We start from the raw sequence: 12,606 nt of genomic DNA, 5'->3' as shown, positions 1-12,606 counted from the left end.
AAGCCGACACCGTTTTGGTCGAGCAATTGAAACGATTATCAATGCTATCGAAAGCGCGCTGGAGGAGGGAACTCGAGTTCTGACATGGGAGCATTTCGCAACAGCTTGGGGGATGCAGGAGGGATGCGACTGGGAGCAAAACGTCTTTGCCGCTACTGATTGGGCCGCGATTGAGCTTGATACGGATGCTGAAAATTTCGAAGCAGAGCGGACCAAGCGGCAAACCCGTCAGGTCGGGAGACGCTGAATGGAATTGTTGAAGCCCTGCCTACTTCCCGAGCCAGGTGAGAGCTTGATTTCCTGGTTGCACCGTTTTGGACATTTCCATACCGGGTTATCACTCGACAACTTCCTCAGATTTATCGGATTAAGGCAGCAGGATTTGAATTTGGGTCGCCGCGAGATTTGTGACCGACTATCGCCTATCTGTGGTATGCCTGCGGATGAGCTTGCATCCAAAAGTTTTCAGCACGTTTCGGATCGCCTCTATCGATATAATGGTGAGGTCTTTTTCAAGGAATTTTTGCTGCGAAGCCAAGTTACTTTCTGCCCAGCGTGTTTATTGTCTGATATTTCAGGACGCCCGGGAGGTATGCCCATTGGTATTGGGCGTAGCAACTGGGCCTTTAGCGCGATCAGAACGTGTGAACACCACGGTGTGGGATTATATAGGAAGCCTCGCGAAAGTGGGGGCGGCCTTGAGCTGAATGTATGGGCACACACACCTGATCATAAAGTTTTGGAAGAGCTTTGGCGTAACTCAGTAAAGCGTAAACCATCCGCTCTCCAAGAATACATCACTGCGCGTTTTGCTGGTGCCACAGGGCCGTCATGGTTGGACGCCCAACAGATCGACCTTGCATGTAAAGCGACTGAAATGTTGGGAGCATGTGTTGAATATGGTCCCCATGCGTCACTCCCAGAGCTGACTGATGACGACTGGGACCGAGCCGGTCAGATCGGATTTGAGTTTACTTCAAATGGTGACGCGGGCATTTGGCAAGCCTTGGAGTATCTATACAGGAAACCTCAAAAGAGCGCGGTTAAATGTGGACCACAAGGGACATTTGGGAGGCTGTATCAATGGGGGCAGTTCAGAAAGTCGGATAAGCCGGTTGGCCCAATTTTGGATACTCTAAGCGACTTTATCTTAGATCATTATCCGATCAAACCCGGAGCTGTCCTATTTGGGCAGGTCGTTGAAAAACAAAGGCGGCACACCGTTGCATCCCTAGCCGCATCAATGGGTGTGCACCCGAAAACCGTGGCCAATGTTTTGTCACAGTCGGGCATGTTGCCCAAAGATGTATACCATGCAGATAGTCGGCAAACTGTTAAGGCGGAGCCAGCAGAAGAACTAATTGCCAAATTGAAGCGCGCAATTCCAGTCGCCAAAATTCCAAAGCACATCGGCTGCACACGGCCTCAGGTCGCTTTGCTACTGGAAAAAGGCTTCTTAAGAACTGTCGTTGAAGATGGTGAAAACCGTACAGCGCGCTATAAAGGTGTCGATATCGACGACCTTGACCAGCTCATTGTGGAAATGCGCCGGTTTGGGGAGGACATTCGAGTGCCAAGCAAAGGCATGAAAGATATCGGCCACGTTGCAAAGGCACTCAATGTTTCATCGATGGAAGTGCTTTCGCTGGTGCTGCAAGGCCAGCTTGAACATGTCGAGTTGCTCTCGGAAAAACTGAAGTTCAACTCCGTATTAATCAACGTTCAGGAAGTTGCCTACAAGCTCGGCGCGAGAACGGGCGACGGCGGTATGACCGTTTCAGCTACATCTAAGGCTCTCGGTGTGAGCGCTGAAACGGTTGAATTTTTGTTAATTGCTGAAGAGGGTAAAGGCGAGACGCCATTGAAGGTCAGTGGTCGCGTCCGTCATATGGGAGTCATGCGTAATCTTGTCGACCAAGATAGTGTGACGCGTTTCAAAGAGCGCTATCGAAAGTTATCTTCGATAGAAGGCTACTGGGGTGGCGATCCAAATCGACTACGAACCAACTTACAAGCGAGAGGAGTTTTTCCAGTTTGGAATCCTGCTGATGCAAACGCGGAATTCTACAGGATCGCAGATATCTAAACCCCGAACTTTAAACGATTTAGCCGCCCTCTGGGGCGGTTTTTTTGTTCAAAACCGATTTTCAGTGGGCGATAATTGGTTTGCAAAAGTACACTTAAACCGCCGTTTTTGGTTGTGGTTCAAAAAAATTAATTAAAAATAAGGCCTTAACTTCTTGCTATGGGCTTCAATTGGTTGGCGTTTCATGCGGTCGGGGCTTTCTACATGGGGCAGGTGCGCTTGCCCCTGACGCTGGCCTTGCCGCAGGCATAAAACAAACGAGCGGTGAACGATGAGCAAGGTCAGGCGAAACTCAGGGTGCCCCATCGGGCACCCTTTCTTCGTTTGGGGGCTACATCGGAATGCTCGTATTCCGTTTGATCTCGCGCAGGACCACGTTGGTTTGGGCGCTTTCGACGGCGGGGAGGCGGAACAGGAAATCTTCGAGAAAGCGGTTATAGGCGGCGATGTCGCGGCAGAGGACGCGCATTTGGTAGTCGGCCTGTCCGGTGGTGGCATAGCATTCCAGCACCTCGGCGCGGTGCGCGATGGCTTTGATGAACTCTGCTAGCTTTTCCTGATTGTGACGCGCAAGCTGCACCTGCACCAGCGCCTGAAAGCTGTTGCCCGCCTTGGTCGGGGACACATCCGCGCGGTAGCGTTCGATCACGCCGGCGTCCTCGAACGCTTTCACCCGCCGCCAGCAGGCGGAGGCGGACATGCCGGCCCGCTCTGCCAGATCGGCGTTCGAGATGCGGCAATCGCGCTGCAACAGCTCCAGTATCTTGCGGTCGCGGTCGTCAAAGCGCATTTGGTCAGACATTTCATCAATCCCCTATATGCTGAATAGAACATTCGTTTATTCCGCGTGCAGGCGCAAGAGGGGGCAGATATTTCACGGAAACGTGGTTTGATGGTCAAGACAGCCAAGGATTGCCATCATGACCAAAGAAACCCACGATTTTTATCCCTATGCCTTATCCGATCGTTATACGCGCACAGAAGGAACGGTGTTTTTGACCGGCACCCAAGCGCTGGTGCGGATCATGTTGGATCAGGCGCGGCGTGATAAGCAGCAGGGGCTGAACACCGCGGGGTTTATCTCGGGGTATCGCGGATCGCCTTTGGGCGCGGTCGATCTTGAGCTGTGGCGCGCACGGGATGTGACCAAGGATAACAACATCACCTTTATGCCCGCGGTGAACGAAGATTTGGGGGCCACGGCGGTTCTGGGGGCGCAGCAGGCTGTGCTTGATCCCCATTGCGAGGTCGAGGGTGTGTTCTCCATGTGGTACGGCAAGGGGCCGGGGGTGGACCGGTCGGGGGACGCGCTACGCCACGGCAACGCCTATGGCTCTTCGCCCAAGGGGGGCGTGCTGGTTGTGGCGGGGGATGATCACGGCTGTGTGTCGTCGTCCATGCCGCATCAATCGGATGTCGCCTTTATGACCTGGTTGATGCCGACGCTGAACCCCGCGAATGTGGGAGAGTTTCTTGAATTCGGGGCCTATGGGCTCGCGCTAAGCCGCTTTTCCGGCACATGGGTCGGGTTCAAAGCGATTTCCGAGACGGTGGAAAGCGGGCAATCGGTGGCGTTGCAGCCTGACCGCGCGTTTACGCTGCCCCAGATCACGCCACCGCCCGGCGGGCTGCATGTACGCCGCTCGGACATGCCAAGCCCCGAGATCGAGACCCGGTTGCAGCATAAGCTCAGCGCCGTCGAGGCCTTTGTCGAGGCCAACCCGATCGACAGGCGTATCTATAATCTGGACAATGCCACCTTTGGCATCGTCACCACCGGCAAGGGCCATCTGGATCTGATGGAGGCGCTGCGTCTGCTGGGTCTGGACGAAGCCGCCTGCCGCCGTCTTGGCATCGATATTTACAAAGTTGGCATGGTCTGGCCCTTGGCGCGGCGTGATGCGCTGGCCTTTGTTGCCGACACGGAAGAAGTGCTGGTGATCGAGGAAAAGCGCGGCATCATCGAAAGCCAGCTGAAGGAATATTTCTACGACTGGCCGGGGCACAAGCCCGGTCGCATGGTCGGCAAACACCGCGCGGCCGGCGACCCGCTGCTGCCCTGGACCGGCGAGTTAAGCCCGCTGGCGCTGGTACCCGTGGTGGTCGAGCGGTTGGACGCGTTCTTCCCTGATGAAAACCTGCCGCAAAAGGCGCGCGCGCTGACTGAAAAGCCGCCTGTCCTGCTGAATGTGCCAGGGGCAAAGCGCACACCATATTTCTGTTCGGGCTGCCCGCATAACACCTCGACCAAGCTGCCCGAGGGGTCGCAGGCCGCGTCGGGCATCGGTTGCCACGTCATGGCGGGGTGGATGGACCGCGAAACCGGTGGCTATGCGCAGATGGGCGGCGAGGGTGTGCCGCATGTGGTGGCCTCAAAGTTCAACGGCGGCAAACACCTGTTCCAGAACTTGGGCGAGGGCACGTGGTACCATTCAGGGTCGCTCGCCATTCGGCAGGTTGTCGCGGCGGGGACGAATATCACCTATAAGATCCTCTATAACGACGCGGTGGCGATGACCGGGGGGCAACCGGTGGACGGGCCGATCAGCGTGACCGGAATCGCGCAGGCCTGTCGTGCCGAAGGGGTCCAGCGCATCGCCTTGGTGTCGGATGTGATCGACAAATTCGACCGCGGCGATTTTCCCCAAGGCACCAGCTTTCACCCGCGTGAAGAGATGGACACCGTGCAGCGCGAACTGCGCGAGGTCAAAGGCGTGTCGGTGCTGATCTACGAACAGACCTGCGCCACCGAGAAACGCCGCCGCCGCAAGCGCGGGCAGATGGAGGACCCCAAACGCTTTGCCTTCATCAACCCCGCTGTATGCGAGGGCTGCGGCGATTGCTCGCTTGAAAGCAACTGTCTGAGCATCGAACCGCTAGAGACGGATCTGGGCCGCAAGCGCAAGATCAACCTTTCGAGCTGCAACAAGGATTTCTCGTGTCTGAACGGGTTCTGCCCCAGCTTCGTCATCCTTGAAGGGGCGGTGCGGCGCAAGAAAACCGGGGCAGAGGTCGATGTGGACGCGCTGCTGGCGGGAATCTCGCGTCCCGAACTGCCCGGCCTTGATGCGCCCTTTGATCTGTTGGTCACAGGTGTGGGCGGCACCGGCGTGATCACGGTCGGCGCGCTGATCACCATGGCCGCGCATCTGGAGGGCAAGGGGGCCAGCGTGCTGGATTTCACCGGCTTCGCGCAGAAGTTCGGCACGGTGCTTAGCTTTATCCGGATCGGGGCGCGCCCTGATGCGATCCATCAGGTGCGCATTGATCACGGGGCGGCGGATGCGGTGATTGGCTGCGATATCGTTGTTTCCTCTGCCGCGCAGGCGTCGGTCTACTACGGGCCCGCGACCAAGGTGGTGTTGAACCTCGCCGAAATGCCCACGGGTGATCTGGTGCTGCACCGCGACGCGCAGCTGCACACTGACCAGCGCGAGAGTGTGATCCGTGATACCGTGGGGGATGAAAACCTTGCCGGTTTCGATGCCAATGCGATGGCAGAGCGGTTTCTGGGCGATACGGTTTTCGCCAATATGATCATGTTGGGCTTCGCGTGGCAGAAAGGGCTGGTGCCCGTGTCCCACGGCGCGCTGCGGCAGGCGGTCGTGTTGAACGGCGTGGCTATCGACAAGAATCATCGCGCCTTTGATCTGGGCCGCGTGATGGCGGAAACGCCTGACGCGCTGGCACTGCCGTCGTTTGAGCAGCCAGACTTGGACAGCGCCGCGTTGATCGCGGATCGGGCCGACCGGTTGCGGGCCTATCAAAACGACAGCTACGCGCAGCGCTACCGCGACCGGCTTGCGCAGTTCCGCGCCGCCGTGCCCGCCGCCCATGCCGACGCGCTGACGGAGGTCGCGGCCAAGGCCCTGTTCAAACTGATGGCGTTCAAGGATGAATACGAGGTCGCGCGGCTGCACCGCGATCCTGCCTTTGCCGAAATGTTGGCGCAGGAGTTCGAGCCGGGGTTCAAGATCAACTACCACATGGCTCCGCCGATCGTGTCTTTGCGCAAGGACGCGCGGGGGCGGCCCGTCAAGCGCGCGTTCGGTGCATGGTTCACGCCGGTATTGACCGCACTGTCGAGGCTGCGTCCGCTACGGGGCACGACGCTGGATGTGTTTTCCTACACTCAGGAACGTCGCGAAGAAGTGGCTTTGATCCGCTGGTACGAAGCCTTGCTGGCAGAGCTGCCCGCCAAGACCGGCGAGGCAACGGTCGAGACGGTGCAGAATCTGCTGGCGCTGCCAATGGATATTCGGGGCTATGGACCGGTGAAACACGCCGCGATCAAACAGGCGCGCGCAGAGGAGGCGCGGCTGCGGAAATCGCTCTGACGGTACTTCATAAATTGGTTTAAGTGTGGCGTTTGTGTATTGGGTATCAGTGGTTTAGGTTAAAATCCTCGCCTGATAAGTTAGCTGATTTCGCGCGCTCTACTGACCTGTAGAACGCGCGAAATCCAGCCAGATGGGCAGGTGGTCCGAGGCGCGGCGCGCATCATCAGTCTCGCAGACGCCACCGTCAATCACATGCAGCGCGTCATCCACCGCGATGCGATCCAGTGCGGCCAAAGGCAGGCGCGCGTGATAGCTTTTACCCGGTGCATAGATGTCAAAGTGATGCGCCAGACGCCCAAGCCCGACGTTCAGCGACCATTCATTCATATCGCCCGCGATCAACGTCGGACGTTTGGACTGCGCATCCAGATGGGCGATGAGCGCGGAAAGCTGAGCGCGCCGCGACCGGCGCATCAGCCCCAGATGGGTGGCAATGATGCGCAGCGGGATATCGCGCAGGTCGAAATCCACCACCATCGCGCCGCGCGGCTCCATCCCCGGCAGGTCCAGGTGTTTCACCTCGATCAGCTCTGCCTCGGGGCGCAGCAAGACGGCGTTGCCATGCCAGCCGATGCTGACCTCACTGGGGACAGGCACCGCGATCAAACCGGTCTGCGCCGTCACCTGATCCATGGGCAGCGCCGAGGGGCGGGGGCCAAGGCGCATGTCGGCCTCTTGCAGCACGACGATATCCGCCGCGAGCGTCTGGATCACACGCAGGATGCGGGCGGGATCCCGTTTGCGGTCAGTGCCCATGGCCTTGCGCATGTTATAGCTGGCGATGCGAAGGGGGGCTTGGGTCACAAGATCGGTGCTCCTATGCGAAAGACGCCCTCGGCCAGACGGCGGGGCAAATGCGGGCTTGGCATATTCTCATGGCAGTCTGCCTCGCGGGCCGTGAACCAGTCCGACAGGGTTGACACGCTGCGTGCATCATAAACGAACAACATCGCCTCAAAGTTCAAAAGCATACTGCGCACGTCGAAATTTGCCGTGCCCACAAGCCCCACATCGTCAATCAGCGCGGCTTTCGCGTGGATCATCGCAGGTTCAAAGTATTTGACCTTGGCCCCTGCGGTATGCGCATCGCGCAGATAGCCGCCACGGGCGAAGTCCGCGATATGCTGGTTCGACTTCTGCGGCACCAGAATACGCACATCCACGCCGCGCAGCGCCGCGATGCGCAACGCATTGGCCAGCGGCTCGGTCGGGACGAAATAGGGGGTGGCGATCCAGATACGGGTTTTCGCCAGATGCAGCGCGCGAATGATCCCGTCGTGCAGCGGGTCTTCGACAATATCAGGGCCCGAGGGGATCAGCTGCACCGTGGCATTACCCGCGGTGGTAGGGGCGGGCGTTGTGATATGGTCCACGTCTTCACCACAGGCGACTTCCCAGTCCGAGCGGAAGACATCGCAGAAGGTCTGTACCGATTGCCCTTCAAGGGTGAAGGCCAGATCAACCCAATGATCGCTGTGCGGGTGGTCTGACATATAGTGTTCGCCAATGTTCATCCCGCCTGAAAAGACACGGGCATGATCGGCGATGATCATCTTGCGATGGTTGCGCAGGTTCAGGTGGCCACTGCTGGGCAGTTGCAGGATCGGCGAAAAGAACAGCACCTCGCCGCCGGCCTTGCGCAGCGCCTTGACCGCCTTGGAGGGGCCGCGCAGGGTGCCAAGCCGGTCCATCAGCAGGCGCACCTTGACGCCGTTGCGGGCTTTTTCTGTCAGGGCGTCAACCACGTGATTGCCGGTGTCATCGTCCGAGACGATATAGAACAGCACATCAATCGTCTGTGTCGCGCTCTCGATCACCTCCATCGCGGCGGCATAGGCGGTTTGGGGTGTGTCATGCAGGTTCAGTCGCTGTGCTTCCAGCGCGGGGGGCAGGTTGAAGCTCTGGAACATCTCGTCCAGCGCATGCACGGGCGTTTGCGGGTCTTCTTTCTGGGTAAAGATAATAGGCTCGTAGCGTTTACCCTGTTTGCGAAAGCCGAGCGCCAGGAACAAGGGCGCGGCGACATAGGGCATCACCACCAGAAACAGGATCCAGGCGGCAGTTGATTGTGGGCTGCGGCGCTGCTGAAGCAGGATGAAGGCCACGCCGAGGGTCAAAAGGATGACGCCAACGACCTCTATATGGGTAATGAAGAATTCGATCATGGTCGTTTCGCCTCGATTATGCCGGACATGCTGTCATCCGCGCCGCATCGCTACCTAGCACATAGGGGGGTAAACGCCACTTTTTGCAGCATTTTCGCGGGATTCCTGCTGCAGCCTGCGGGCAGATTGTTCCATCTTCTTGAAAATTTAATTTCGGGTGATTTTGGCGCATCTCCGCGGAACTGCGTTTTGGCCTTGGTAAAAAGGGTTAATAGCGGCGACGGGCCGCCGAGACGCCGTGCATTTGAGCAACAATTTTCCGATCACCAACCCGTGATTGGGAAATCCCGAAACCAGATCTTAGCTGCCGTGTTGTGTCGATGAAGCGGGAAGCGCCCGCTCCGGTACAAACTGATCGAGGAGTTACGATTATGAAACGCACTATGAAACTTGCATCCGCAGCCGTTCTGGCATCCACAGCATTCGCTGGCGCAACATACGCCGGTAGCCTGGCAGAGCCAGTGGTTGAGCCCGTGATGACCGCACCTGTTCCTGCACCCGACCTGGGTGGCGACTGGACAGGCTTCTACACCGGTCTGCAACTGGGTTATTCCGACGCTGAGATCGACAACGGTCTGGAAGGTGACAACGGGTCCTACGGTTTCCACGCTGGTTACAACTACGACTTCGGTCGCTTCGTATTGGGCGGTGAGCTTGACTACGACAAAACAGACATCGATCTGGACGACGCTGCAGGCGTAACACAGGGTTCCATCGACTCCGTTGCTCGTGCGAAAATCAAAGGTGGCTACGACTTGGGTAGCACTCTGATCTACGCAACCGGCGGTTACGCTCGTGCCGACACATCCTTGGGTGACGAAGACGGTGCCTTCTACGGTATCGGCATGGATTACAAAATCACCGAGCAATACAGCGTTGGCGCAGAACTGCTTGAGCACAAGTTTGACGACGTAAACGGTGTTTCCGGTGACGACGCGGACGTAACCACATTCAACATCCGTGGTTCCTACCGCTTCTAAGCTGACACGCTGAAAACTGGCGGTGTATCTGCCGAGGGCGTCGCATAACGGTGCTCTCGGCAGGAAATAATAATGTGCCAGTCAAAAAGGCCGGAGGATCATCCTCCGGCCTTTTTCGTATGTTGGTAGCTGCGGTCGCGCGACGCTTTCGTCAGGCGGCGAGGCTTTCCGCGAAGTCGCATACTGTCGCCAGCGCTTGGGCAAAGCGCGTGTCCTCGATGGTCATCGCGACGCGGATATGCCCTGCCGCTGCCGTCCCGAAGCTTTCGCCGGGCATCACCGCGATGTGGTGTTTTTCCAGCAGCGCATAGGCGAAATCCTCGCCACTCATACCGGTGCTGCGCACATCCAGCATCAGATACATCGCGCCTTGGGCGGGCACGAGGCTGACGGCGTTCTGTCGCGCAAGAATATCCTGCGCCAGCAGACGGCGGCGCTGGAACGGGGCAGCGATCTCTGTCTCGAAACCGGTGCCTTGGTTCAGCGCGAACAGCGCGGCGTCCTGGATATATCCGGGCACGCCATAGGTCGTGTGGGTCGCCAGATTGGTCAGATGCTCGATCGCATCCACAGGCCCGACGATCCAGCCGCAGCGCGACCCGGTCATCGCGTGGCTTTTCGACATCGACCCCACGACCAGAGTATGCTCCGCCATCCCGTCCAGCGCGCGCGGCGAGAGGTGCGCGCCCTCCCAGACTTGTGTGTCGTAAACCTCGTCCGAGATCAGCCACATGTCGTGATCGCGGCAGACCTGCGCGATGCCTTCAAGCGTCTTGCGGGAATAGACAACGCCGGTGGGGTTGTTGGGCGAATTCACCAACAGCGACGCCGCGTTGGTCTGTTTCGCGGCGGCGGCAATCACGTCCGCACGGGGCTGGAACGCATCTTCCGCACGGGCTGCGATCGCATGGGGCAGGGCGCTGACACCGCGGATCGTACCGGGGTAGGTGGCGTAATAGGGATCGATATACAGCGCTGTATCGCCGGGGTTGCAGGTGGCCATATGGGCGGCAAACAGCGCGCTTTGACCACCCGGCGTGATCAGCACATTGTCGCGCGTCGTCGGCACGCCGGTACGTTCCTGCAACCGCGCGGCCACGGCATCGCGCAGACCCGTGGTGCCGGGGATGGCCGCATATCCGGTGTGACCGGCCAAAGCGGCGCGGTGCATATCTTGCAGGATCGGTGCGGCGGTGCGGATGTCATGTTCGCCAATCGTCAGCTCTGTCACCTGCGTACCCTGTTCAATCATCTGGCGGGCGCGCAGGAAAACGCCCCAGCCGTCTGATCCGCCGCCAAGCAGCCCTGTGATGCGCGATGATAGTTGCATGCCGTCTCTCCCTCGTAACTTGAAGACGCAGGGGCGCAGAGCATGGTTGATTTGTCAATCAGGCTTGACCGCCAGTGGCGGGTCGGGCTACGCAGACGGCATGAAGATGATGCCACTCATTATTTGCTGTATTACCTGCTAAGACCTTCCGGCGGGCTTGCTCACATCGTTTTCTTCCCGAGATTTCTGTGCCATGCCCGCGCAATCCTTGCGTAAGGACGCGCCATGACCACGATCAAGCTGCACAACACGAAAACCCGCAAACGCGAGGATTTCACCCCGATTGATGATAAAAACGTGCGGATGTATGTCTGTGGGCCCACGGTGTACGACCGCGCCCATCTGGGCAATGCGCGCCCCGTGATCGTGTTTGACGTGCTCAACCGGTTGCTGCGTCATGTCTATGGCGACGCCCATGTGACCTATGTGCGCAACTTCACGGATGTGGATGACAAGATTAACGCGCGCGCAGCACAAAGCGGGCGGTCTATCGGAGAGATTACCGCCGAGACAACCCAGTGGTTTCTGGACGATATGGCCGCCGTCGGCGCGCTTGAGCCCGACCACATGCCACGCGCCACCGCCTATATTCCGCAGATGGTCGCGATGATCGAAGATCTGATCGCCAAGGGACACGCCTATGCGGCCGAGGGGCATGTGCTGTTCTCTGTCGAAAGCTACAAAGCCTATGGCGCGCTATCGGGCCGGTCGATCGACGATATGATTGCCGGAGCGCGGGTCGAGGTTGCGCCCTACAAGCGTAACCCGATGGATTTCGTACTTTGGAAGCCATCGGACGACGCGACGCCGGGGTGGGACAGCCCCTGGGGCCGTGGCCGCCCCGGCTGGCACATCGAATGCTCCGCCATGGCGGACGAGCTGCTGTGGAAAGAGCCCCTCCGTCAGGACCGTCTGTCGGACAAGGCGAAGAGCGCACCTCACGTCTTTGACATCCACGGCGGCGGTCTGGATCTGCAATTCCCCCACCACGAGGACGAGATCGCCCAAAGCTGCTGCGCCAATGGCACCGACGAGATGGCGCGCTACTGGCTGCATAACGAGATGCTTCAGGTCGAGGGCAAGAAGATGTCCAAATCGCTTGGCAACTTCTTCACCGTACGCGACCTGCTGGACCAAGGCGTGCCGGGAGAGGTGATCCGTTTCGTCATGCTCAGCACGCATTACCGCAAGCCGATGGACTGGACCGAGAAAAAGCGATTAGAAGCTGAAGCGAAACTATTGAAGTGGAGCCAATTGACAGCTGCAGTAACACCTAGCGCAGTTAACAGCGACTTCATTGATGCTATCGCAGAAGATTTGAATACGCCCAAGGCTTTGTCGATTCTCGACGAACTTGCGAACAAAAAGGAGTTTGGAACTCTACTAGCAAGTGCAAACTTGCTCGGACTTCTTACTGGCGTATTGGGCGCATGGAGGTCGGAATATAATTTCGAGGCGCTCGAAGTGCGCTTCATGGAACTTTACCAAATAGCTAAGTTAACTAGCGACTTCACAGAAGTTGATGAAATGAAGAACAACCTGCTTAAGGCTGGTGTCGTGGCTCGGATCACCAAGGAAGGCGTTTGGTTCAAACAGGGACCGAATTTCAAGCCCGAGAACCTCGTAGGTCTGCTATGACCCATATCACAACGCAGACCAGCCCCCGGCCGAGGGTTGGGGCGAAGCCCCCGCCCGTGGGGGCGGA

At 58.4% G+C, this 12,606-nt stretch carries 9 protein-coding genes and 1 pseudogene; 6 read left to right on the top strand and 4 right to left on the bottom strand.

Annotated features, from left to right (window positions below; genetic code table 11):
* Positions 1 to 247 (top strand): annotated as a pseudogene (locus tag ACTRWK_RS14555) (ATP-binding protein); the annotation flags it as partial.
* On the top strand, positions 248 to 2,086 hold the full coding sequence (locus ACTRWK_RS14550) for a TniQ family protein (protein ID WP_289081029.1): 1,839 nt from the start codon (positions 248 to 250) through the stop codon (positions 2,084 to 2,086).
* 331 nt (positions 2,087 to 2,417) lie between these two features.
* Here ACTRWK_RS14550 and ACTRWK_RS14545 read toward each other — a convergent pair whose 3' ends face one another.
* Positions 2,418 to 2,888, bottom strand: coding sequence for an Lrp/AsnC family transcriptional regulator (locus ACTRWK_RS14545; RefSeq protein ID WP_005853822.1), 471 nt, complete (start codon positions 2,886 to 2,888; stop codon positions 2,418 to 2,420).
* 118 nt (positions 2,889 to 3,006) lie between these two features.
* Here ACTRWK_RS14545 and ACTRWK_RS14540 point away from each other — a divergent pair, with 118 nt between their 5' ends.
* Positions 3,007 to 6,423, top strand: a complete 3,417-nt coding sequence (locus ACTRWK_RS14540; protein ID WP_462843973.1) for an indolepyruvate ferredoxin oxidoreductase family protein — start codon at positions 3,007 to 3,009, stop codon at positions 6,421 to 6,423.
* A 99-nt stretch (positions 6,424 to 6,522) separates the two neighbouring features.
* Here the strand turns inward: ACTRWK_RS14540 and ACTRWK_RS14535 are convergent, their stop codons facing one another.
* Positions 6,523 to 7,230 carry an endonuclease/exonuclease/phosphatase family protein gene (locus ACTRWK_RS14535; RefSeq protein ID WP_462843972.1) on the bottom strand — a complete coding sequence of 236 codons (708 nt, stop codon included), beginning with the start codon at positions 7,228 to 7,230 and terminating at the stop codon, positions 6,523 to 6,525.
* Complete coding sequence (locus ACTRWK_RS14530; protein WP_288961045.1) at positions 7,227 to 8,591, bottom strand: phospholipase D-like domain-containing protein; 1,365 nt, start codon at positions 8,589 to 8,591, stop codon at positions 7,227 to 7,229. Before ACTRWK_RS14530 ends, ACTRWK_RS14535 begins: the two co-directional genes overlap by 4 nt.
* On the opposite strand from ACTRWK_RS14530, the gene ACTRWK_RS14525 reads away from it, so the two are divergent.
* Positions 8,568 to 8,915, top strand: a complete 348-nt coding sequence (locus ACTRWK_RS14525) for a hypothetical protein (RefSeq protein WP_181358637.1) — start codon at positions 8,568 to 8,570, stop codon at positions 8,913 to 8,915. The two genes, ACTRWK_RS14530 and ACTRWK_RS14525, sit on opposite strands and share 24 nt — an antisense overlap.
* A gap of 47 nt (positions 8,916 to 8,962) precedes the next feature.
* A complete protein-coding gene (locus tag ACTRWK_RS14520; protein WP_037944410.1) occupies positions 8,963 to 9,571 on the top strand; it encodes an outer membrane protein in 609 nt (202 codons plus the stop codon).
* Positions 9,572 to 9,722: 151 nt separating this feature from the next.
* On the opposite strand, the gene ACTRWK_RS14515 is transcribed toward ACTRWK_RS14520, so the two are convergent.
* Positions 9,723 to 10,901 carry a pyridoxal phosphate-dependent aminotransferase gene (locus tag ACTRWK_RS14515; RefSeq protein ID WP_180827800.1) on the bottom strand — a complete coding sequence of 393 codons (1,179 nt, stop codon included), beginning with the start codon at positions 10,899 to 10,901 and terminating at the stop codon, positions 9,723 to 9,725.
* 225 nt (positions 10,902 to 11,126) lie between these two features.
* Here ACTRWK_RS14515 and cysS point away from each other — a divergent pair, with 225 nt between their 5' ends.
* The gene (gene cysS / locus ACTRWK_RS14510; RefSeq protein ID WP_289081032.1) at positions 11,127 to 12,539 is read left to right on the top strand and encodes a cysteine--tRNA ligase; all 1,413 of its coding nucleotides are present in this window, start codon (positions 11,127 to 11,129) and stop codon (positions 12,537 to 12,539) included.
* The last annotated feature ends 67 nt before the right edge of the window (positions 12,540 to 12,606 follow it).

Source organism: Sulfitobacter sp. G5_S2_6_S6 (assembly GCF_054968505.1).
The sequence above is the reverse complement of the archived record's forward strand: the minus strand, read 5'-3'. Positions and strand labels throughout refer to the sequence as shown.

What these genes read in the sequence shown, in the direction of transcription:
- ACTRWK_RS14550 (WP_289081029.1), top strand. Translation starts at nt 248, where the DNA reads ATGGAATTGTTGAAGCCCTGCCTACTTCCCGAGCCAGGTGAGAGCTTG.
- ACTRWK_RS14545 (WP_005853822.1), bottom strand. Translation starts at nt 2,888, where the DNA reads ATGTCTGACCAAATGCGCTTTGACGACCGCGACCGCAAGATACTGGAG.
- ACTRWK_RS14540 (WP_462843973.1), top strand. Translation starts at nt 3,007, where the DNA reads ATGACCAAAGAAACCCACGATTTTTATCCCTATGCCTTATCCGATCGT.
- ACTRWK_RS14525 (WP_181358637.1), top strand. Translation starts at nt 8,568, where the DNA reads ATGGGTAATGAAGAATTCGATCATGGTCGTTTCGCCTCGATTATGCCG.
- ACTRWK_RS14530 (WP_288961045.1), bottom strand. Translation starts at nt 8,591, where the DNA reads ATGATCGAATTCTTCATTACCCATATAGAGGTCGTTGGCGTCATCCTT.
- ACTRWK_RS14520 (WP_037944410.1), top strand. Translation starts at nt 8,963, where the DNA reads ATGAAACGCACTATGAAACTTGCATCCGCAGCCGTTCTGGCATCCACA.
- ACTRWK_RS14515 (WP_180827800.1), bottom strand. Translation starts at nt 10,901, where the DNA reads ATGCAACTATCATCGCGCATCACAGGGCTGCTTGGCGGCGGATCAGAC.
- cysS (WP_289081032.1), top strand. Translation starts at nt 11,127, where the DNA reads ATGACCACGATCAAGCTGCACAACACGAAAACCCGCAAACGCGAGGAT.